The 21,512-nt window shown below is 44.7% G+C and carries 19 protein-coding genes; 8 read left to right on the top strand and 11 right to left on the bottom strand.

The genetic code is table 11. The annotated features are described in order from the left end of the window. Positions 1-376: 376 nt before the first annotated feature. Both uvrA and NFS34_RS06640 read left to right on the top strand, forming a co-directional pair. Positions 377-3,202 (top strand): excinuclease ABC subunit UvrA, encoded by a 2,826-nt coding sequence (uvrA, locus tag NFS34_RS06645; RefSeq protein ID WP_251359156.1) that lies wholly within the window; start codon positions 377-379, stop codon positions 3,200-3,202. Positions 3,203-3,434: 232 nt separating this feature from the next. Beyond that, a complete protein-coding gene (locus NFS34_RS06640; RefSeq protein ID WP_251359155.1) occupies positions 3,435-6,035 on the top strand; it encodes a zinc-dependent metalloprotease in 2,601 nt (866 codons plus the stop codon). A 154-nt stretch (positions 6,036-6,189) separates the two neighbouring features. Here the strand turns inward: NFS34_RS06640 and NFS34_RS06635 are convergent, their stop codons facing one another. After that, positions 6,190-6,987, bottom strand: coding sequence for a TerC family protein (locus tag NFS34_RS06635; protein ID WP_251359154.1), 798 nt, complete (start codon positions 6,985-6,987; stop codon positions 6,190-6,192). Positions 6,988-7,061: 74 nt separating this feature from the next. Here NFS34_RS06635 and NFS34_RS06630 point away from each other — a divergent pair, with 74 nt between their 5' ends. Next, positions 7,062-7,535, top strand: a complete 474-nt coding sequence (locus tag NFS34_RS06630; protein ID WP_251359153.1) for a GNAT family N-acetyltransferase — start codon at positions 7,062-7,064, stop codon at positions 7,533-7,535. Positions 7,536-7,551: 16 nt separating this feature from the next. On the opposite strand, the gene NFS34_RS06625 is transcribed toward NFS34_RS06630, so the two are convergent. Continuing rightward, positions 7,552-9,222: a peptidylprolyl isomerase gene (locus tag NFS34_RS06625; RefSeq protein ID WP_251359152.1), complete on the bottom strand. Its 1,671-nt coding sequence runs from the start codon at positions 9,220-9,222 to the stop codon at positions 7,552-7,554. Between the two features lie 109 nt (positions 9,223-9,331). Between NFS34_RS06625 and ettA the strand changes: the two genes are divergently transcribed. Further along, on the top strand, positions 9,332-10,999 hold the full coding sequence (ettA, locus tag NFS34_RS06620; protein ID WP_251359151.1) for an energy-dependent translational throttle protein EttA: 1,668 nt from the start codon (positions 9,332-9,334) through the stop codon (positions 10,997-10,999). A gap of 70 nt (positions 11,000-11,069) precedes the next feature. On the opposite strand, the gene NFS34_RS06615 is transcribed toward ettA, so the two are convergent. Next, positions 11,070-12,833 carry a DUF11 domain-containing protein gene (locus NFS34_RS06615; protein ID WP_251359150.1) on the bottom strand — a complete coding sequence of 588 codons (1,764 nt, stop codon included), beginning with the start codon at positions 12,831-12,833 and terminating at the stop codon, positions 11,070-11,072. 105 nt (positions 12,834-12,938) lie between these two features. Next, a complete protein-coding gene (locus NFS34_RS06610; protein WP_251359149.1) occupies positions 12,939-13,562 on the bottom strand; it encodes a tRNA (guanosine(46)-N(7))-methyltransferase TrmB in 624 nt (207 codons plus the stop codon). A gap of 161 nt (positions 13,563-13,723) precedes the next feature. On the opposite strand from NFS34_RS06610, the gene NFS34_RS06605 reads away from it, so the two are divergent. Continuing rightward, positions 13,724-14,242, top strand: coding sequence for an acyloxyacyl hydrolase (locus NFS34_RS06605; protein WP_251359148.1), 519 nt, complete (start codon positions 13,724-13,726; stop codon positions 14,240-14,242). 18 nt (positions 14,243-14,260) lie between these two features. Here NFS34_RS06605 and NFS34_RS06600 read toward each other — a convergent pair whose 3' ends face one another. The 7 genes from NFS34_RS06600 to NFS34_RS06570 form a co-directional block, all read right to left on the bottom strand. After that, positions 14,261-14,710, bottom strand: coding sequence for an MgtC/SapB family protein (locus tag NFS34_RS06600; RefSeq protein ID WP_251359147.1), 450 nt, complete (start codon positions 14,708-14,710; stop codon positions 14,261-14,263). 91 nt (positions 14,711-14,801) lie between these two features. Further along, the gene (gene radA, locus NFS34_RS06595; RefSeq protein ID WP_251359146.1) at positions 14,802-16,166 is read right to left on the bottom strand and encodes a DNA repair protein RadA; all 1,365 of its coding nucleotides are present in this window, start codon (positions 16,164-16,166) and stop codon (positions 14,802-14,804) included. A gap of 133 nt (positions 16,167-16,299) precedes the next feature. Beyond that, complete coding sequence (locus tag NFS34_RS06590; protein ID WP_251359145.1) at positions 16,300-16,728, bottom strand: hypothetical protein; 429 nt, start codon at positions 16,726-16,728, stop codon at positions 16,300-16,302. A 9-nt stretch (positions 16,729-16,737) separates the two neighbouring features. Next, positions 16,738-17,112, bottom strand: a complete 375-nt coding sequence (locus NFS34_RS06585; RefSeq protein ID WP_251359144.1) for a hypothetical protein — start codon at positions 17,110-17,112, stop codon at positions 16,738-16,740. A gap of 52 nt (positions 17,113-17,164) precedes the next feature. Next, the gene (locus NFS34_RS06580; protein ID WP_251359143.1) at positions 17,165-17,656 is read right to left on the bottom strand and encodes a YHS domain-containing (seleno)protein; all 492 of its coding nucleotides are present in this window, start codon (positions 17,654-17,656) and stop codon (positions 17,165-17,167) included. Between the two features lie 34 nt (positions 17,657-17,690). Next, positions 17,691-18,233, bottom strand: a complete 543-nt coding sequence (locus NFS34_RS06575; protein WP_251359142.1) for a carboxymuconolactone decarboxylase family protein — start codon at positions 18,231-18,233, stop codon at positions 17,691-17,693. 140 nt (positions 18,234-18,373) lie between these two features. Next, positions 18,374-19,300: an AraC family transcriptional regulator gene (locus NFS34_RS06570; RefSeq protein ID WP_251359141.1), complete on the bottom strand. Its 927-nt coding sequence runs from the start codon at positions 19,298-19,300 to the stop codon at positions 18,374-18,376. 200 nt (positions 19,301-19,500) lie between these two features. Here NFS34_RS06570 and NFS34_RS06565 point away from each other — a divergent pair, with 200 nt between their 5' ends. Genes NFS34_RS06565 through NFS34_RS06555 form a run of 3 tightly spaced genes read left to right on the top strand, consistent with a single transcriptional unit; the run spans position 19,501 to position 21,489 of the window. Beyond that, positions 19,501-20,868 (top strand): 3-deoxy-7-phosphoheptulonate synthase, encoded by a 1,368-nt coding sequence (locus tag NFS34_RS06565; protein ID WP_251359140.1) that lies wholly within the window; start codon positions 19,501-19,503, stop codon positions 20,866-20,868. A gap of 53 nt (positions 20,869-20,921) precedes the next feature. After that, positions 20,922-21,239, top strand: coding sequence for a hypothetical protein (locus NFS34_RS06560; protein ID WP_251359139.1), 318 nt, complete (start codon positions 20,922-20,924; stop codon positions 21,237-21,239). Beyond that, positions 21,232-21,489, top strand: a complete 258-nt coding sequence (locus NFS34_RS06555; RefSeq protein ID WP_251359138.1) for a DUF2970 domain-containing protein — start codon at positions 21,232-21,234, stop codon at positions 21,487-21,489. The genes NFS34_RS06560 and NFS34_RS06555 overlap by 8 nt, the downstream gene beginning before the upstream one ends. Positions 21,490-21,512 lie beyond the last annotated feature (23 nt).

Below are 21,512 nucleotides of genomic sequence, written 5' to 3'. Positions count from 1 at the left end.
GCTTTCAATCACTTATAATTGCATATAGCGACTTTATAATTATGATTGGGCGTTTTTCTAAAATTTCAATCGCACTATCTTAGCTTCTTTTTACTACGAAAGGTAGCCTTGATTAGCAAGCTCCAGCTTAGCCCAACAGGTCTGAAATAGCTTGCGCCAAGCGCTTGTTAGTTGTTGGTCAATTTCTAATCTATTTGTCAGCCAATTCATCAATAAAAAGTGTTATAGGCGTTTAGTCTGAACACAAAAAGAGTTATAGTTACGGGTTCGTTTTTGCGCTTCTTGGTTAATTCTAAACAAGTCGCAATAGGCGATTTTTTATCTGGATTGAGACAACTTTAGACAATTTTAAACAATAGACAGTGGCATAATTTTAATGGATACCATCGAAATACGCGGCGCAAAAACTCATAACCTCAAGAATGTCAATCTAACCTTACCTCGCGATAAGTTGATTGTAATCACTGGCTTGTCAGGCTCAGGTAAGTCATCGCTGGCTTTTGATACCTTGTATGCCGAAGGTCAACGCCGCTATGTAGAGTCGCTATCGGCTTATGCTCGTCAATTTTTATCCTTGATGGAAAAACCGGATGTGGATCATATCGAAGGCCTATCACCTGCGATTTCCATTGAGCAGAAATCCACCTCGCACAATCCGCGCTCAACCGTTGGCACCATTACCGAGATTTATGATTATCTGCGCTTGTTGTTTGCCCGCGCGGGTACACCTCACTGTCCGGATCACCATTTACCGTTAGAAGCGCAGACCGTTTCACAAATGGTGGACTTGGTGCTGGAGCAACCAGAGGGCGCTAAGTTGATGCTGCTCTCGCCCGTGGTACAAAACCGCAAGGGTGAGCATGTACAACTGATTCAAGAGTTACAAGCCAAAGGCTTTGTACGCGCTCGAATCGATGGCAAGGTCTGCGATCTGGCCGAAGCGCCGGAGCTGGATCTCTATAAAAAGCACACCATCGAAGTGGTGGTGGATCGCTTTAAAGTTAAACCCGGTCTGCAACAGCGCTTGGCGGAATCCTTTGAAACCGCGCTGGAACTGGCCGAGGGTATCGCTCGCGTGGCCCACATGGATCAAGATCCTAACTTTGAAGAAATGGTCTTTTCGGCTAAATATGCCTGCCCTACTTGTGGCCATTCGATCCCAGAATTAGAGCCGAGAATTTTTTCTTTTAACAACCCAGCAGGAGCTTGCCAAACATGTGATGGCTTAGGGGTAGATCAATTTTTCGATCCAGAAAAAATTATTACCAATGATGAAGTGTCTTTAGCGGGCGGCGCCATTCGCGGCTGGGATAGACGAAATGTATACTATTTTCATATGTTGAAATCATTGGCGAAACATTATGATTTTGATATTGAAGCGCCTTGGTCAAGTTTGTCTAAAAAGATCCAAAAGGTGATTTTATTTGGCAGCGGGCGCACCGAAATTGAATTCGAATACAACAACGACAAGGACGCGGTTTATCGCCGAACTCACACTTTCGAGGGAATTATTCCCAATATGCAGCGCCGTTTTCGTGAAACCGAATCGGGCGCGGTACGCGATGACTTGATCAAGTATATGACCACCCAGTCTTGCGGCGATTGTGATGGCACTCGTCTTAACCAAGACTCGCGCAACGTTTTGATCGAGAACACCGCCATTCATCAAGTGACCCGCTGGTCGATTGAAGAGGCTTATAACTATTTTGCAAAACTCGATTTACCAGGCAAGCGCGGCGAGATTGCAGCTAAAGTGTTAAAAGAAATTGGCGATCGTTTGAGTTTCTTGGTCAATGTGGGCTTGGATTATCTGACTATGGAGCGTAGCGCTGATACCTTGTCGGGCGGCGAAGCCCAACGTATTCGCCTTGCCAGTCAGATTGGTGCAGGTCTAGTCGGCGTTATGTATATTCTCGATGAGCCCTCAATTGGCCTGCATCAAAGAGACAATGATCGCCTACTAAAAACCCTCAATCATTTGCGTGATTTAGGCAATACGGTAATCGTAGTAGAGCATGATGAAGATGCCATTCGCGCTGCGGACTATATTGTGGATATTGGCCCTGGTGCTGGGGTGCATGGCGGTGAAATCGTCGGTAAAGGCTCCTTGACACAAATTAAGAAAAATAAAAACTCTCTAACTGCCCAGTATTTAACTGGTGCCAAAGAAATCTCGGTGCCTGCAAAGAGGACGCCGCTTGATAAAAAGAAAAGTATTCGGTTAACCGGCGCACAAGGTAATAATCTCAATAGTGTTAATTTAGAAATTCCGGTTGGTTTAATGACTTGCGTGACGGGCGTTTCAGGCTCGGGTAAATCGACCCTAATTAACGATACCCTTTACCCGATTGTGGCGAAGGAAATTAACCGCTCAAGCCTGCAAGCTAAACCATACGAATCGATCTCAGGTCTAGAACATATCGATAAAGTCGTTGATATCGATCAAAGCCCCATTGGCCGAACGCCACGCTCTAATCCAGCGACCTATACCGGTATTTTTACGCCGATCAGGGAGTTATTCGCAGGTACGCAAGAATCACGAACCCGCGGCTATAAGCCAGGTCGTTTTAGTTTTAATGTCAAAGGCGGTCGCTGTGAAGCCTGTCAAGGCGATGGCGTGATTAAGGTTGAGATGCACTTTTTACCGGATGTGTATGTAGCTTGCGATGTTTGTAAAGGTAAGCGCTATAATCGAGAAACACTGGAAATTACCTACAAAGGCAAAAACATTCATGAAGTTTTGGAATTAACAGTCGAGGATGCGCGCGAATATTTTGATGCGATTCCCGTGATTGCACGAAAATTACAAACCCTGATTGATGTAGGCTTGTCTTATATCAAGCTTGGGCAATCCGCCACCACCTTATCGGGCGGCGAAGCGCAAAGGGTTAAATTATCAAGAGAGCTTTCTAAGCGCGATACGGGTAAGACTTTGTATATCCTCGATGAACCGACCACTGGCTTACATTTCCATGACGTTAATCAGCTGCTGCAAGTGCTGCATCGTCTGCGCGATCACGGCAATACCTTGATCGTGATTGAGCATAATTTGGATGTGATTAAAACCGCAGACTGGATTGTAGATCTAGGCCCTGAAGGTGGTAGCAAAGGCGGCCAGATTATTGCCACTGGTACCCCTGAAAAAGTTGCCAAAACAAAAGGCTCTTTTACTGGTAAATACCTAAAACCGATGCTGAATTAGCCTGCAAGCCCTAAGATACTCATAGAAAACTATCTTAGGGTATTTTTTAGGCGTTGAGAGCTTTGGGCTTAGTCTGACTATCGTTAAGATAGTGTCATAGCTCATTCCACCCCGGCACCCCATCATTTATATCTGGTTACAAATTCCAATTGAGCCTCGGGCTTTAAGTTGGTACAAAGATAAGTTGAATTTTAATTAACCACTTCAAGCTAACGATTTAACGGGGATTTCCATGAAAATTAATAAAATCAGCCAAGCCTTAGCGATTGCTTTGCTAGGGACTAGTTTTGCCTTGGCGACACCAAGCGCTGAAGCCGCTGCACCAGCAAAATCCAAAAAAGAGCAGAAGAAGCCAAAAACCATTGCTGAAGCCATAAAAGATCAAACCAAAATTGATGGTTTATTCGATTTATATCAAGATCCAAAAACTGGCAAATTGAGCATGGTGATAAAAAAAGACCAGCTCGGTAAAGAGTTTTTGCACTTTGTGCAGCTTCGAGACGGTCTAGTCGATGTGGGGATGTTCCGCGGAGCCTATCGTGGCACTCGAATTTACTCCATTGATCGCCACTATAAAAATATCGAGTTTAAAGCCGAAAACACCAGTTTTTATTTCGATCCAGATAATGCGGTATCTAAAGCCAAAGACGCCAACATTAACAGCCCTGTGGTCACCAGCTTGCCCATTATTGCCGAAGATAAAGAAACGGGCGATGTATTGATCAGCGCTGACAAATTATTTCTTTCTGAGTCTTTACTGCAAATCAAGCCGTCGCCACGTCCGGGAACAAAACCTGGCCAGCGTTTAGGTTTAGGCAAACTGAGCAAAAACAAAACCAAATACGTAGAGATTGATAATTATCCAGAAAATACCGACTTTGAAGTCGAGTACGTTTACGATAATCCAGCGCCGATCATGCCACAAGCTCGCACCGTCACTCCTGGCTTATTTGCCGTGACCGATCCGCGTTCGATCGAAGTCAGCGTCCGCCATTCTTTAATTGAAGTACCCAAAAATGATTATCAACCACGCTTTGATGATCCGCGCGTCGGCTATTTTATGAACCAAGTTCATGACATGACGGCAGTGGGCGACCACACCCCTTATCGTGACGTTATCCGCCGTTGGCACCTGGTGAAAAAAGATCCCGCCGCTGAGCTTTCCGAACCAGTAGAGCCGATCGTATGGTGGATTGAAAATACTACCCCAGAGCACATTCGCGAGACCGTAAAAAATGCCACTTTAGAATGGAACAAGGCGTTCGAAAAAGCCGGCTTTAAAAATGCCATACAGGTCAAAATCCAGCCAGATGATGCGGACTGGGATGCAGGCGATATTCGTTACAACGTTCTGCGCTGGACTTCATCGCCGCGCCCTCCTTTTGGCGGCTATGGGCCAAGCTTTGCTAACCCGCGTACAGGTCAGTTGTTAGGCGCTGATATTATGCTGGAATACTCGGTCTTTAACCGCGTGGCTTTTGCCCAAGAATTAATGGCAACCACCGCTATTTCGATGCAAGAAGCAATGGAGCAGTCCCTAGAGTATAAGCAAGATCTGCATCAAGCCATGTATCAAGATGCAATGGATGGTCGGGTGATGATGGAAGCGATGGCTTCTGATCCAGAGCAAGTTTCTGATTTCTTAAACGATTTTATTCACTTTTTGATATTGCATGAAGTCGGCCATACCTTAGGTTTGAACCACAACATGAAGTCCAGCCAGCTACACGACATCGCTTCTTTGTCGGATAAATCCAAAACCGCAAGCATGGGCTTGACTGGTTCGGTAATGGACTATCCTGCGATTAACTTTAGCACTGATGGCAAAGCTCAAGGCAACTACTACACCACAACTCCTGGTCCGTACGATCTGTGGGCGATCGAGTTTGGTTATAAACCTTCGCTGGAAGATGCCAATGCAGAAAAAGCGCGTCTCGAAACTTTACTAGCGCGCTCAACCGAGCCAGAGCTGGCTTTTGGTAACGACGCCGATGATATGCGTGCGCCAGGTAAAGCTATCGATCCGCGAATTAATGTTGGTGACATGAGCTCCGATGCGATTGGCTTTGCCACCAACCAGATGGATTATATCCGCAAAGTAGAAGGTGAGTTAATTGGTAAGCTGGTTAAAGAAGGCGACTCTTATCAAGGCTTATTAAATGGTTTTAGCGCTTTAGCTCGTCAATACGGCGGCCATGCCCGCACTATTTCGCGCTACATTGGTGGTGTTTATATTGATCGTGGTTTTGCTGGTCAACAAGGTGCGACCGAACCATTACGCCCTGTTGAAAAAGCCAAGCAAAAGCAAGCGATGGATGCTTTGGCCAAATACATTTTCGCCGAAGATGCTTTCGACTTTAACCAAGATCTAGTAAGCAAATTGCAACTGCAACGCCGCGGCTTTAACCATTATGGTTTTACCGAAGACCCGAAATTGCACGATATGGTACTTAATACCCAGCGTAGCGTGCTGGTACAACTGCTACATCCTGTAGTACAAAAGCGTATTGTCGATTCGGCCATTTATGGTAACCAATACCCCTTATCGGAAGTCATGAACGATCTCACCCAAGCGGTATTTAAAGGTGATTCTGGTGATGTTAATTCAATGCGCCAGAACTTACAGATTGAATATATCAAAGGGCTTGCGCGAATTGTTCAAACTAATGGCAAAGCTGGCTACAGCAACCAAAGCGTTGCCCAAGCTCGCCAGCAATTGAAAAATATTGACTCGGACACAAACGTTGCCTTCTGGCAATCAGACGCTACCAAGGCACATAATCAATACGTTAAAGATTTGATTAAAGTGGCATTGGAGCTCAAGAAAGTTTAGTTATTGTTAAGCTTTCTAGCCACAAAAAAAGCCTGCATTTGCAGGCTTTTTTTGTTTATTTTTAATTAAGGCTTAAACTAATCGATCATTCCAGCGAAGACCAAGAGAGCAAGCCTCCAGCCGCGGGATGATATTAAGTACATTGGATAAACGATTAACTTTTAACCCCTGCTTTTTCTGCTAAACGCTGTTTCTTCCTTAACAGATTTTTCTGATAACGCGATTGAACAATATCGCTCAATACCAACACTGCAATCACAAAGTAGAAAGTCGCTTTGCTCATCGGGGTAATTTCATTACCAAAGAACATTAGGTGCGATTTATGGCCACCATCAGCTAGCAACATAACCCCAACGATTAATAGAATAAACAAACCCAAAACCTCAAACATACGATTCTTTTCAAGGAAGTTTGATACCGTGTCTGCTAGCCAAATCATGGCAATACCACTGGAAATAATCGCTATCGCCATAATCCAGAAGTTATCGGTCAAAGCCATCGCACTCAAAATCGAATCGAAAGAGAATACTAGGTTCATCATTACAATCAGCGCGATAATTTTTGCTGCCGATTGGGGTTTGCGATCGCTGGTATCGCCAACTTCCAGCGCCATCATATGCCAAATCTCTTTAACTGCGGTGTACATAATAAAGACACCACCAAATAGCACAATCAAGCTTTCAAAAGTAAAGGTACCCTCCACTACCCCTTGCCATTGGATGCTAAACAGCTCGCCTTGCACATAGTCGATAAGCTTCATCAGCGAGAATAACAAAACAATCCGTAAAACAACCGCAATACCAATACCGAGTCGGCGTACTCTCTTTTGATCAGCGGCAGGCGCACGCTTAGACTCTAACGAAATATAAAGCAGATTGTCGAAGCCCAACACAGCTTGTAACACAATCAGCATCATTAAGGTAAATAAATTCTCAATGGTAAATAGATCCATAATCCCCTTCTTGTTATTGACTCAACTGGATAAGTTGGCCTAAGTTTAGCATAACCAAATGATATGTTAACTTTATGCGCACCACCGACATTCAAATTTTAAGCTTCAGCCCAGAGCTGGCCGAGTACTTTAAAACCATTAACCTGCTGTGGATAGAGCACTACTTCGAGCCGGAGCCGGAAGATCTGAAAGTGCTAACCGATCCACAAAAATACCTAATTGATACTGGTGGTGCCATTGTTTTTGCCCAATACCAAGGGCAAATCGTTGGTACCTGCGGTTTAAAAAAGTGGCATAATGATGAGTATGAGCTAGTCAAAATGGGGGTGCTCGACGGTTTTCAAGGCTTACAACTGGGCTATCATCTTGGCCAAGCCATTATCGAGCAAGCTCAAACATTAGGCTGCAAACGCCTATTTTTAGAAACCAACAGCCAGTTAACAGCAGCGCGCCATCTGTATCAAAAACTGGGCTTTAAGGAAGTCACTTTCGAATGCTCCCGCAGCGACTATCAACGCTGCGACGTCATTATGGAGTGTTTTTTATAGTCCAGAACCTTACTATTTAAAGCTCGATTAGCTTAGCTTTGATAATTTGATCGTTCTGTTCCAGTTTCAAGGCTACCTCCATCCCAGACACCACTTCGCCAAAAATAGTGTAGTTGGAATCCAAATGTAAATTAGGCGCTAAATTGATAAAAAACTGCGCGCCTCCAGTATCTTTACCTGCCGTTGCCATGCCAACGGTACCATAGCGATGCGAACGTTGAGATAGTTCTTCGCGAATAGCATAACCCACTGAACTTGAACCATCGCCAACCTTGCCACCACCTTGCGCCACAAAGTTTGGGATCACTCGATGGAAATAACTATGGTCGTAAAAACCTTGCTTAACTAGCTTGATAAAATTGGCTGAGGTGTATGACGTATCGGCAAATAAGCGAATAACGATTTCGCCTTGAGTAGTGTTTAAACTGACTTTTGTTGAGCCGGTTAATAACTCTTCAGGTAAGGTGTCTGGCGTTGCTTGTGGTGGATTTTTAGGCTCATTGCTAAGCTTTAAGGCTTGCTTGGCGCCATTGGCAATAATGGTTTTATCGCTTTTGGCTAATTGCTCTAGTTGCATTTTATCACCCTGCTTTACAAAATAAGCAATCGCCGCTCGTTGTAAATTAGGATCTTTAGTATCCATCCATTTAAGTGCCAATGGCTTTAAATACTTTGCCTTTGGTTGCAATTTTAACAAGGACAAAAAAGTTTCCGAAGCCCGCCAACTGTTCGAGCTTGTAAGTAGCCTGTTCCGAGTGAATGGCGCTAAGGCTGCACCAGACTGTATTGCCGTAATCTGATCAAAAATATTATTACCACTAAACACCAACTGCAGTAATGCCAAATTAGTCGGCGAGGATCTCGCTTGCGATAAAGCTCTTATCGCGGTTAGCCTAACCCCTATATCGGTATCCTTGATATGCTTGCGTAGCAACAGATTAGTTTCTTGCGTATCCAGTTTGGCAAGAGCCCGTAACAAGAACGCTTGACTGTCTGCATCAATAACTGGAAAAAGCGCCACGAGTTCAGGCGTTTGGGACTTTTTTAATAGTGACACTCTTGCTAATAGAAAACTCGCAGCTAACGAAGTCTTAGGGTTATCTAGCCGCGCAATAACCTTTTCACTATCAAGTTGCTCAAGATCTTTAAGTTTATCGCCATGGAATAAAGCAAAAATACCTAGACCCTGCATAGCACCATTGGCCGCCTCGGCACTCGGCGCTTGATGAATGATTTTTGCTAGCAGTTCAACGCCATTTTCAGCCCCTAAATTACCTATAGCTAAAGCTAAAGATTGCTGCACTTCGGGATTTGTCTCTTGCCAAAGGCGCTGCTCAAGAAGAGAGGTTTGTTTAGCGTCGCCACTAATTCCCAGGGCAAAAGCCGCGGTTTGGCGTATCGAAGACTTGCTGTTGGTAAGTTGCGGCACAATCAAGTCGGCAGCCTCTTTTCCACCAATTCGACCAAGCGCAATTAAAGCCACTCGAACGGTTTCGGACTTATTACAAGCTAATGCAGCTTGTGTTAGCTCTTGATCTATCGCTCTTTGATCCGCCATTTTATAGAGCTGCTGATGCGCCACACAGTCCAGCATGGCGTTATTTTTTGCTAGCGGGCCACAAGCAGAAGCTAAAACCAAGCTCAAAAAAGCCATTAGTACAAAAATTAGTCTAGAAAAAAAACGCATCAAGATCTCCATTTTGGTTTTAGTATGGCCTTAGTTCGAGTTTCGCTGTGGTTTCAATAGTCGAAGCAAGGTAAAATAACACCATTATTTTTGGTCACTAGAGTAACCCATGGCTCAATACATTTATACCATGAATCGGGTTGGTAAAATTGTTCCGCCCAATAAAACCATTTTAAAAGACATCTCTCTATCTTTTTTCCCAGGAGCTAAGATTGGTGTTCTCGGTCTAAACGGTGCCGGTAAATCCACCTTGCTTCGGATTATGGCTGGGATTGATACGGATATTGAAGGCGAAGCGCGCCCACAAGCAGGGATTAATATTGGCTACTTGCCACAAGAGCCGCAGCTCGACGAAAGCAAAAACGTACGAGAAGTTATAGAGCAAGCGGTTTCGCACGTTAAAGATGCCTTAAACGAACTTGATCAAGTTTACACCGCTTATGCCGAAGAAGGTGCTGATTTTGATGCCCTAGCTAAACGCCAAGGCGAGCTAGAAGCCATTATTCAAGCATCCGATGGCCATAATTTGGAAAATGCGCTAGAGCGCGCAGCTGATGCCTTAAGACTACCAGCTTGGGAAGCTAAAGTTGAACACTTGTCTGGTGGTGAGCGTCGCCGTGTGGCGATTTGCCGTTTACTGCTGGAAAAACCTGATATGTTGTTGCTGGATGAACCGACCAACCACTTGGATGCGGAATCGGTTGCCTGGCTGGAGCGCTTTTTGGTGGATTATAATGGTACTGTGGTCGCCATTACCCACGATCGTTACTTCTTAGATAATGCTGCGGGCTGGATTTTAGAGCTCGATCGCGGTTACGGTATTCCGTGGGAAGGTAATTACTCTTCTTGGTTGGAGCAGAAATCTGCACGTTTGGAAATTGAAGCCAAACAAGAAGCGTCACGCCAAAAAACCATGAAAGAAGAATTGGAGTGGGTGCGCTCCAACGCTAAAGGCCGACAAGCCAAATCCAAAGCACGGATGGCGCGATTCGAAGAATTATCCAGCAAAGAGTTCCAAGAACGCAACGAGACTCGTGAATTATACATTCCGCCAGGGCCACGCCTAGGTACGCAAGTGATTACCGCCAAAGGCCTAAGCAAAACTTTTGGCGACAAGCTGTTGTATAACGACTTAAGTTTTAACTTACCACAAGGTGGTATCGTCGGCGTGATTGGCCCCAATGGTGCGGGTAAATCCACCATGTTCAAATTGATCACAGGCCAAGAAACGCCGGATGCCGGCGAGCTGATTGTTGGCGAAACCGTTGAGTTGTCGTATGTCGACCAAAGTCGCGACAGTTTGGACGATAGCAAAACCGTGTGGGAAGAAATTTCGGACGGCTTGGATCTGGTCACCGTTGGTAATTACACAACCTCATCACGTTCTTACTGCGGGCGTTTTAACTTTAAAGGCTCTGATCAACAAAAACGCATTGGTAACTTGTCAGGCGGCGAGCGCAACCGGGTTCACTTGGCGAAGTTATTAAAATCTGGCGGTAACGTGTTGCTACTGGATGAGCCGACTAATGATTTAGACGTAGAAACTTTACGCGCCTTGGAAGATGCACTGCTAGCTTTCCCAGGCTGTGCGGTAGTGATTTCGCACGATCGCTGGTTCCTCGATAGAATCGCCACACACATTTTAGCCTTTGAAGGCGACAGTGAAACGATTTGGTTTGAAGGTAACTATCAAGAGTACGAAGCGGATAAAAAGCGCCGCCTTGGTGCCGATGCTGATCAACCGCATCGGATTAAATATCGTAAAATTTCTAAATAATTAATCTAGTGATTCCCGCAAAGCGGGAATTTATTTCAAGCCATCAGGCCAGCCTTAATAAAGTGCGGTATCAATAATCTGCTGGATCGCTGCTATAAGTCACTGGAACGGTAACGGTTATGGTTTGGCCATTATCGATATTCAAGTTGATGTCGATTTGTTGTCCCACTACCGAAATACTGGTACAAGCAGCAGCAACCGAGCAAGAAACGCTACCGATAGTTAGGCCATTAGGAACGCGATCACTGATCAGGGCGGCTGTGACATTGGCTGGACCAGAATTAGTCACTTGGATTTGGTAACTGCTAACTTGGCCGGGAGAATAGGTCGGATTTGGATCAGACTTAGTCACCTCAAGATCAGCAGCACAAGGATAAACCAAGTTACCTGAAGTATCGGAACCACTTGAACCCGAAGAACCGCCAAAGGTTTCATTACGACTGGTGGTCGTTCCCGAAGCACCACCAGCAACGTTAACGCTTGGGTTGCCTGCACCAGAAGAATAAATCACATAACCACCGGCACCGCCACCACCAGGGCCATGCATGGCGTTAGAGCCGCTATCGCTAGTCCAAGCATCCCCGCCATCGCCACCCACGGCAGAAACGCTCACCCCATTAAGCCCTGCGGTAGCAATAATTACTGCCGAACCTGCAGCCCCCGCGCCGCCGCCGGCATCATTATTGAGTGATTCGATACCGTCATTACCATCAATATTGATGCTAAAAGAGCCTGAAATAATATTGCTACGAATAATCGCGACGCCACCGCCATTACCGCCATGCGGAGCATCATCGTTATTAGCCATACCTGCGCCACCACCGCCGCCAAATACCACGCGGGCAGCAGTCGCAGGGAAAGCACCACCGCCTAAGCCACCTACATTTTCAGTGATCGGATCGGTATTCCAGCCAGCTCCGCCTTGACCACCCGCGCCGAAGTTACCTCCACCGCCACCGGCGGAATCGTTACCATTAAGCCATTCGTTTCCGCCACCACCAGCATTACCGGGCGCACCGCGCGCATAATCACCATTTGGATAACCATCGGCAGGCGAAGCGCCATTGGTATCCACTACCGCAGTACCGTTAAAAATAAATTGTGGGGTGCCAGCAATTCCTTCACCTTTAGCCGCATGTCGATTGCCACCAGGCCCGGTATTATTCACCGCATTGGCGACGTACTGAAAGCGCTGCGCCGCGGTCGTAGCCACCCCGTTATCCTGATAAGCACCGCCACGGAAGCCCAACCCCGCCAAATCCACGTTAGCACCGCCACCCGACACAGTACCCGCAACATCGACCACAAAAACACCACCTAAAGCCCCATCCCAAGGAGTGGCGGTTAAGGTTCCGGAAAAAGTCACGTCTTGGTATTGCGGCACCTTAATCACCTGATAACTTCTTTGTCCCGAAGCTAAGCTGGCTGAACTTTTGGTATAAGAATTTTGTAGTCCGTTAGCAAAAGTAATGCTTGAGCCTGAAACCGAAATAACGCTGGCAAACTCATATAAACCGGTACTATTTATTACCGTATAACCACTACCAGTGCTGCCATCGCCATAGCTATTACTATCGGTAGAATTGATGGTGGCGTCCTGCATTTGAATAATCAGCACCAAGTCGCCTGCAGCCAGACTTTCGCCAGCACCACTTGAAGCCCCAACCGTTAAGCTGGTCGCGCCCGCTGATACGCCACCAGTCGGCTCATAATAGGTATTAATAACGCCAGTAATGGTAGGACTACCGTCTTCTCCTGGAGTAGCGCAAAAGTTTGCCGTAGCACTCATGCTAAAGCTGCTCGCCAAAACGGCGGCTAAAATTAATTTTTTCATTACCAAATAATTATAAATATACTACTTTTTGTAGCTTCGATTATAACAACAAAAGACCTTTTGATGAGTTAAAATTGTAAACTTTTGTCTGCTCCGATGAGCTATTTACGCAAGTGCCCACTGATCGAACCGGGTTTGATAATCCGCTGGTTTATAGATCTCAAGTTGATAGCAGCTTTCGCCACGCGCCAAATATTTAATTTCAAAGTGAGTACGCCTAGACTCTTTATCCACTTCAAATGCTTTCATCGGTAGTTGCCAGAGGGTTTCGGCCTGTTGCTTTGCTTCTGCAAAATACTCCTCAATATTGGTTGCCAGAATAATTTTAGCTTCTGGTTTTAAGCGCGACAGTAAAAACTCAAAAAATGGCATGTTAAGCCAACGCTGCGCTGCATTTTTCGGTTCAGGATTAGGGTATAACAGAAAAACCCCGTTTAATGATTGCGGCGGCAAAGCGTGTACCAGCCAAGGAATAGCATCAGCATGCACTGGCGTTAAATTCTTCAAACGTTGCTTTTGCGCTCTGACTTTGTCGATTCTTTGGGCAAAATCCTCAAACTTAACTCGCGTCCGCTCAATGGCGATTAATTGCTTATCCGGATTAGCCTGTGCAAATTGTAACGCATGTAAACCTCGTCCAGCGCCTATTTCTACATAGCAGTTTTCGCTGATCTGGGGTTTATCAAAGTTGCGTGGTAGAAATAGCTTGTTTGGCTTAAAAACTCTCATTAAAAACTGTAAGTTTTATCAAAATTTGATTATACAAGAGCTGGTCATCAAAAATCATAAATATAGTATTGACCTCTTTAAAATCAATGATTAAGCTGTACTTATTAAACCAGTCGGTTTAATAAGCACTCTAAACAGTTAAAGGTAGGTAGGCAGGGAAGATGAGCAAAAATGTTAGCGTTAGGACTCTTAAATTCAGCAGCATCTTCTTTTCTTTTCTTATCGTTCTAAATTTTCCTGCGCTTCAAGCCAGCGACTTTATTGTGGGTATCGGTCATGACGATGTGCTCGATGCAACCGATAGCCAATCCACAGCCATAGTTCTAGAATACCACTTGCCAGAGTTTTATCAGTGGAAAGACTTTAGCTTTAAGGCCGCTACCGCCATTCATTATGATACCGATGAGGACTTTTGGATTGGGTTCGGGATTGCTGCAGATTATCCATTAAATGAAAACTGGTTCTTAGAAATGAGCCTGATGCCAGGTTATTACAATGCAGGCGACGACGGCTCTCAATTAGGTTATGACGTTGAGTTCCGCTCCTTGCTGGGTTTTGCCTATATTCTTGATCAAGATAGTAGCTTAAGCTTATCCATCGACCATAAGTCCAATGCCGATCTGGGTGATGAGAACAAAGGCTCCGAAACCGTATCGCTTCGCTATCGATTGCGCTTTTAACTCAGGCGGTATTGCTACTCAATCGTGACTTTTATCTTCACCTTCAGGTACCTTATCTTTTACTTTTGTCATTACCTTTAGGGTAGCGAAAGTCACCATCGCAATAATAATGGCGATCTCTAGTCGGTGAATACCAACTGCAATGCCAATTGCTGCTGTGCTCCATAAACTAGCCGCAGTGGCGAGCCCCGTAACTCGGCCGCCATCTTTTAAAATAGCGCCACCGCCAATAAAACCTATGCCGGTAATAATGCCACCGATAATTCGGGCTTGCTCACCATTATCAGGCGCAATATCAGCACCGATCAAAACAAAACCGCAAGCGGCAATGCTGACCAAAGGAAAAGTTCTAATACCCGCACTTCGCGTATTGCTTTCTCGATTCCAAGCAATCGGAAAAGCTAATACATAAGCCACCATCATTGTTAACAGGTGGTTTAAAATCAATCCCCAATCGATTTCAAGCATAGTAGCTCCTTAGTATCGTTAAATTTAGCTTAGCAAAGTCACGCGGCTTGAACAGTGTATCGGCTGGAACTTGCTGTTCAGATTACTTTTATTACAAATAGCTTAACACTTCTTCTAATCGACTAACGCCATGCACTTGCAAACCTTTAATCGATTTGGAGGGCACATTACCTTGTGGCACTATCGCTTTTTTAAAGCCGTGTTTTACCGCCTCATTCAATCGCTCTTGGCCATTGGGCACTGGGCGAATCTCCCCTGCTAGACCAATCTCACCAAAAATCACCTGGTGTTGCTCTAATGGCCTATTTCGCAAACTCGAAATAATTGCCGCTATTAATGCCAGATCCGCCGAGGTCTCCATAACCCTTACCCCGCCAACCACATTGGCGAACACATCTTGATCAAAGGTGGCAATACCCCCGTGACGATTAAGCACTGCTAATAACATGGCAATTCTTTGATGATCCAATCCAACTGCGATGCGTTTTGGTTGCGGCGCGTGGGATGAATCCACCAAGGCTTGGATCTCGACCAACATCGGGCGAGTGCCTTCCCAAGTTGCCATTACCGCACTGCCAGCAACCGGATCTTGATATTTAGAAAGAAAAATTGCCGAAGGATTTTTCACCTGCTTTAAACCCGTATCGGTCATAGCAAAAACGCCCAGCTCGTTAACCGCGCCAAAGCGGTTTTTTACGGCGCGCAACAAGCGCAAGCGTCCGTCTCGCTCACCCTCGAAATATAATACTGCATCTACCATGTGCTCAAGCACTCGCGGTCCTGCCAGCGCACCATCTTTAGTGACATGGCCAACCACCAGCAAGGTGATTCCTGTTTGCTTAGCAAAGCGCACTAGTTGGGCTGCCGACTCGCGGACCTGGGCTACTCCGCCCGGTGCCGATTGCAGCAACTCGGTATAGATGGTTTGAATAGAATCCACCACCATCACCTTGGGCTTTTGCAGCAAAGCTTGTGCAGTAATATTTTCCACTTGAGTTTCGGTCAACAAATCAAACTCGCCCGTAGCAAGCCCCAACCGCTGAGCTCGCATAGTCACCTGCTGCATTGATTCCTCGCCAGTGACATACAAAACCGAATCGCTTTCGCTAATTTTACACAGGCTTTGTAGTAAAATGGTGGACTTACCAATCCCGGGATCGCCACCCATAAGCACTACTGAACCAGGTACTAAGCCGCCGCCTAATACCCGATCCAACTCGCTTAGACCTGAGGATATGCGCGGTAATTCAGACAAATCCACCTTGTCCATCCGCACCACTTTGGTTTTTTCGCCAGCATACCCAGTAAAGCGCGAGCTTTTGCCGCTGCTCGATTTCTTCTCATCAAGATGCTCAACCAAAGAGTTCCAAGCTTTACATTGACCACACTGCCCCGCCCATTGCGGAGTCTCACTACCGCACTCTTGGCAGACATAGATTGTTTTCGTTTTTGCCATTAATTATTCTCAAATACTCATGCTCAGACGCTTCTTTGTTAAATTTTCGCAAAGCGCCATTTGTCTTAGCAATTTTCATGTGTTTGCCGCAGCTCTTAATAGCGACAAGATTACCTTCTCTTTTGAAATACTGCTAGTGATAATCTAAAAACAGCTCAAAGATAAGCTTCTCAAACTTTTGAAAACACTGTTTCAGTACATATTTGATGACCATGAAAACTGCCACAACCAAAAGGAGTCCATTAGTAAGACTCCATACTGGTACAGGCGAAGCCACTAACTCGAGTTTAGAAAAACTCGCGCTAATTATGGCAAAAATAAAGCTACTACTAAGAAAAACGGCTCTAGTGACTATCTGTTTCTTTGAGAATGGAATAAAGGCACCGTTAGCTATACTGAGTATCAACAAGGTTACTGTTGCTAAAATGAGTAGAAGTATAAAAAGTTCACTTCGCTCCCAACGAATTAGGCCTGTAGAATCTGATTTTTTAACCAGAGCTAACAGACCAAACAGTAGATTCAGCAATAAACTGATTCTGCTAAATAGGTTACTTAGCTTCATGACCATTCCTTAGGAAGACTTTAGTAAAATCGAGTCGTTCCAATTGGCTTTTGAGAAAATCACTACCACAATCACTCCCGCTCCCATAATCAGGCTATAGAGTGTTGCAAACCGATTGTAACCAAAGATCCAAGGGGTCAGTATAAAGACACTGCTAGCCAATAAATCGAACACCAAATGACCTTTATAGCTAATTAAAGGTTTAATACTCAAAGCATAGTCAGACAATAAACTGTAGCCAATTAAGCCAAAGCCCATGACAATGGAAATATAAAAAGCCAATTGCGATTGCTGTTCTAAACCAATTACAAAAGGTAGGGCAATAAGGCCGATTGCAGCCAAGTAATCTAAATAACCATGCAGTTTTGAATTGATAAATTTCATGTGAGTTTCCTTGAGCAAAAAGGTAGCGAAGCCGAAGCTCCGCTAGGAACGGTTAAAGCGCAGTGGCTGCTTTGTGTTTGATTTTTTTCCATTGCTTTTCAGCTTTGGCAATAGTTCCACGTTGATCTTGTTGGTACATTTTATAAATCTCCTCATTTAGAAAAACGTACAGTTTGCCGTCAACTACTGAGGCATACTGAGGATCGCCATCAAATTTTTTGCCCACTGAAACACCGAAAGTACAGAAACCACCATTTTGTGGGATATAGCGCTCAGGATTTTTCTCAAAGGTGTTTTTATTTTCTTCATTCGAAAAATAATAAGCCACGCCATCATGAGTAGCAGCGAATGCAGCAGAACCCTCGGTTCGGTTGCCAATATCTAAAAATGCTACCGGGTCGACACCATGTAAGCCAAGGGGTGCGCCCACAGCGGTTAAACCTGGTACAACATTGTTTTCATCAGCAGCATAAATATCAGGCGTAAATGTCGCTGCCGAAACTAAAGTTAAAGTCGCAATACTAAGTTTGGTAAAAGTTTTCATACATATCTCCAGTTTTTGAGTTAAGGGGGTTAGATTAAACAGGATTAGCTGACACTTCAGGGAAATCTATTTCAGTTTCAGCTAAGTGGTTAAAGTAGTTGGTGAATATATTCAGAACCGTATTGGCAAAAATTTCGATAATGATGCCATCGGATAGCCCAGCATCACGCAAAATTTGCACGCTACGGGTTGCGACTCTTCCTTGTTTAGCGATTATTTCATTAACAAAGTAGAGTATCTTTTGGGTTGTTTCGCTTGAAGAATCACCCGATAAATTGGCTCGCATTTCTTTGGCATCCAAGCCTACATTTGCTCCAATAAAAGTATGGGCAGAAGCACAATAGTCGCAATCATTTGCTCCTGCTGTAGATAGCGCAATTTGCTCTTTTAATGCCGCTGAAAGCTCACCGTGAGCCAGAGCCTCTGAAAAGTTTAGGTAAGCTATTAAGCTTGATTCTGAGTTTGCTAAGGTAGCAATAATGTTAGGCAACACACCCATTTTAGTTTTAACCGTGGTTAAAATTTCTTGAGTATTAGCGTTTGCCTCGTTAGGGTCGATGCGGTTAATTCTTTGCATTTCAGTCTCCAATAAATTTGGTGTTGCTGGAAATGCAAATATGATGAATCCAAATTGATTCATCAATAGACAGGCTTTAAATCAATCGTTACTGCAAAAGATGTGAGACGATGTGCAAATTTTGTTGGTTTTTTCTTACGTTAACTGGCTAATTTTCGGCAGTCGGAAGGCGCCACTCCAAACTTATTTGAGAAGGCTCTGGTAAAAGCAGCGGCCGATTGGTAACCGATTTTTGTAGCCACTTGCTGCACGCTAAGGTGTGACTCTTCAAGCAAGGATAAGGCTTTTTGTAAACGCCAATCGGATAAATAAGCCATCGGAGCCTTACCAATTACCTCTTGGAATTTTTTAGCAAAACGGCTTCTGGACATGGCCACTTCCGAGGCTAACTTTTCCACCGTCCAATAATGCTGCGGTTGCTTGTGTATCAACTGTAATGAGCGACCAATCTTAGGATCTTTAAAGCCATTGACAATATCATTAAGATTATCATCTTCGCATATCCCAGCTCTTAGCAATTCAATAAACACAATTTCCGACAGGCGCGTTATCGAAGCCATAGCTCCGAGATCTGCAGAAAAAACTTGGCGCTTGAGCATCATAAGTAGCTCATCCAACAAAGGATGCTTTGCTCGACACGCGGTTCGCACGACAATCATTGATGGTAGCGCTGTCAATAAAGGGTGTTCCGCTCCTGTGCGGAAAGTGAAATGCCCGCAGATCAATTGGCTAGAGCCTGGCATATTATCTTTACCATCGGTTAAAACGCCCTCGCCTTGATAACCCGAGTTTTGCATCACTTGCTCCAAGGGATAGCTTTGGCTGGTTGCACTATCTGCCAAGGTATGAGCTGAGCCATGCGGAATGAGCACCAAGTCACCCGCCGTTATTTCGCAATAAGCACCGCCTTTTACTTTGACAAAACAGTTCCCCTGAGCGACTAAATGAAAGCGAGCCGCTTGTTCTAAATCTGGAACATTAACCCCCCATTCCGGTGAAAAATTTGTCCTAAAATAAAAAGCTCCTTTTACATTAAGGGTAGTAAATATGTCTTCAAATATATCCATAAGCCTTCTCTTAACTGCTATCACCGTTAGCTAAATAGAGAGCAAAATCTCAATTTTGTGACAAAAAATTAGTTTTGACTAAAAACCAGCTCTTAGCCTATGCAGCTTTGCAATGATCACCATTTGAATTTGCTACTAAGCCCCCAATTTATAGGTTAGAATGTGATGAATGAAGTTTTGGTAAAATAACGACTGACACTGTGGAATTGACAAAAACCGATTGGCGGCCCGATAGCTGGAAACAGAAACCTGTTAGTCAGCAGATTAATTATGGCGATGAGCAGGCGCTCAATAGCGTGATCGGCCAACTGCGCCAGTTGCCACCTTTGGTTTCAGCCACCGAAGTTGATAATCTAAAAAGCCAAATCGCGCTAGCGCAACAGGGCAAACATTTTATCCTGCAAGGCGGTGATTGCGCCGAGTCCTTTGCTGACTGTAATGCCGACTCAATCTCGCAAAAAGTTCGCCTATTGGTGAATTTAAGCCTGCTATTAAGCAATAAAATCGATAAACCCATCAGTCGCATTGGCCGAATTGCAGGGCAGTATGCCAAGCCGCGCTCGCAATTGATGGAAACCAAGCTTGATGAAACCTTTCACAGTTATCGCGGCGATCTGGTTAACTCGATCCACTTTAGCGAATCGGCTCGAACGCCCGATCCGGAACGAATGTTACAAGGCTACAGCTATGCTTCCTTGACCCTCAATTACATTCGTTCGATGTTAGAGAGCGATCTCGACCAACTATTGCAGCTAGATAAAGAAACCCAAGCTTTAGCACAACTTAAACAAAGCGCCAAGCTGCACCAAAGTTTGTGCCAATTCCAACAAATGGCACAGCTATTCCAGCGCTTCTATGGCTCTAAAGCCATGAACAAAGGCCTAATGGAGTTTTTTACCAGTCATGAAGCCTTGCACCTGCATTACGAGGAAGCGCTAACGCGGCAAGACAAAGACGGTAACTGGTACAATTTATCGACTCATTTTCCGTGGGTCGGAATGCGCACTGCCAATCCTGATAGCGCCCATATCGAATATTTGCGCGGCATTGCCAATCCGGTCGCGATAAAAGTAGGGCCGCAAATGCAGCCACAACAACTGCTGGCTCTATGTAAACTGCTCAACCCAAACAATGAAGCTGGCCGTTTGACCCTCATTCATCGTTTCGGCCACCAACAAATTGCTAGAAAATTGCCCGCTTTAATTCAAGCAGTGGAATCTGCCAACCACAAAGTTCTTTGGTGTTGCGATCCTATGCACGGTAATGGTCAACTCGCGGCCAACGGTATTAAAACCCGTGATTTCCAGCATATCCAAAGCGAACTTGAACAAGCCATCGCGATCCATCAAAACAGCGACTCAATTTTAGGCGGTTTACACCTAGAAATGACCGCAGAGGCGGTGATGGAATGTGTCGGCAGCAGCTACCAGATCTCTGCGCAAGAATTGAACAAATCCTACACCAGCTTGGTCGATCCAAGACTCAATATCAGCCAAGCTTTTGAATTAATTGATAATCTTGACATTTCTATACAAAAAACATCTCCTAAAAGTCAACTAATACCTTGATCTAATAGCGATTTTTGGCATATATTAGTAAAGTTAATAAAGGAGTTACGGAAATGACCTCGGCATCAAAACTATCTGTTATTGCTATCGTAAGCGCTTTGGTAGGTTACAGTAGCCAAACCAGTGCTAGCGTCAATAGCCGATGCAATACTTTCTATGCTGCCGACAGCTATCATCAGCAAGTCGACTCTGAGCAACTGGAAATCATCCAACACGCCGAACCGGATTTACCACCTGCCGACTTTGTCGTCAGCCCAAAAACCAAGAAAAAACCTTCTACAAATTTCTTTTCATGGTTAACCAATAGTCATACAATGCCAAGCCTGCACTTTATCGAGTTCATAGAGCTACTTGGCCACGAGAATGACTAACTCCAACAACCACGATACTAAAAACCCTAATCATAACAATACTGCGCAACCAAGCAGCCTTGGCTTTTGGTCCACGATCAAGAGTGTACTTGGCGCTATGATTGGTGTGCAAAGCGAAGCACAACGGGAAAAAGATTTCGAAAAAGCCGATCCGGTCAAACTCATTCTTGGCGGTATCATTTTCACCGTACTATTTATTTTGACCATCCTCTACTTTGTAGGAAATGCACTGGAATCTGCGGGACAATAATCGCTGATTAATAAAACTAAAAT

Origin of the sequence: Kangiella sp. TOML190 (assembly GCF_023706045.1) — a bacterium.
Taxonomy (GTDB): Bacteria; Pseudomonadota; Gammaproteobacteria; order Enterobacterales; family Kangiellaceae; genus Kangiella.
The sequence above is the reverse complement of the archived record's forward strand: the minus strand, read 5'-3'. Positions and strand labels throughout refer to the sequence as shown.

Excerpts from the sequence above, each read along its gene's own strand:
- uvrA (WP_251359156.1), top strand. The coding sequence starts at position 377 with ATGGATACCATCGAAATACGCGGCGCAAAAACTCATAACCTCAAGAAT.
- NFS34_RS06640 (WP_251359155.1), top strand. The coding sequence starts at position 3,435 with ATGAAAATTAATAAAATCAGCCAAGCCTTAGCGATTGCTTTGCTAGGG.
- NFS34_RS06635 (WP_251359154.1), bottom strand. The coding sequence starts at position 6,987 with ATGGATCTATTTACCATTGAGAATTTATTTACCTTAATGATGCTGATT.
- NFS34_RS06630 (WP_251359153.1), top strand. The coding sequence starts at position 7,062 with ATGCGCACCACCGACATTCAAATTTTAAGCTTCAGCCCAGAGCTGGCC.
- NFS34_RS06625 (WP_251359152.1), bottom strand. The coding sequence starts at position 9,222 with ATGCGTTTTTTTTCTAGACTAATTTTTGTACTAATGGCTTTTTTGAGC.
- ettA (WP_251359151.1), top strand. The coding sequence starts at position 9,332 with ATGGCTCAATACATTTATACCATGAATCGGGTTGGTAAAATTGTTCCG.
- NFS34_RS06615 (WP_251359150.1), bottom strand. The coding sequence starts at position 12,833 with ATGAAAAAATTAATTTTAGCCGCCGTTTTGGCGAGCAGCTTTAGCATG.
- NFS34_RS06610 (WP_251359149.1), bottom strand. The coding sequence starts at position 13,562 with ATGAGAGTTTTTAAGCCAAACAAGCTATTTCTACCACGCAACTTTGAT.
- NFS34_RS06605 (WP_251359148.1), top strand. The coding sequence starts at position 13,724 with ATGAGCAAAAATGTTAGCGTTAGGACTCTTAAATTCAGCAGCATCTTC.
- NFS34_RS06600 (WP_251359147.1), bottom strand. The coding sequence starts at position 14,710 with ATGCTTGAAATCGATTGGGGATTGATTTTAAACCACCTGTTAACAATG.
- radA (WP_251359146.1), bottom strand. The coding sequence starts at position 16,166 with ATGGCAAAAACGAAAACAATCTATGTCTGCCAAGAGTGCGGTAGTGAG.
- NFS34_RS06590 (WP_251359145.1), bottom strand. The coding sequence starts at position 16,728 with ATGAAGCTAAGTAACCTATTTAGCAGAATCAGTTTATTGCTGAATCTA.
- NFS34_RS06585 (WP_251359144.1), bottom strand. The coding sequence starts at position 17,112 with ATGAAATTTATCAATTCAAAACTGCATGGTTATTTAGATTACTTGGCT.
- NFS34_RS06580 (WP_251359143.1), bottom strand. The coding sequence starts at position 17,656 with ATGAAAACTTTTACCAAACTTAGTATTGCGACTTTAACTTTAGTTTCG.
- NFS34_RS06575 (WP_251359142.1), bottom strand. The coding sequence starts at position 18,233 with ATGCAAAGAATTAACCGCATCGACCCTAACGAGGCAAACGCTAATACT.
- NFS34_RS06570 (WP_251359141.1), bottom strand. The coding sequence starts at position 19,300 with ATGGATATATTTGAAGACATATTTACTACCCTTAATGTAAAAGGAGCT.
- NFS34_RS06560 (WP_251359139.1), top strand. The coding sequence starts at position 20,922 with ATGACCTCGGCATCAAAACTATCTGTTATTGCTATCGTAAGCGCTTTG.
- NFS34_RS06555 (WP_251359138.1), top strand. The coding sequence starts at position 21,232 with ATGACTAACTCCAACAACCACGATACTAAAAACCCTAATCATAACAAT.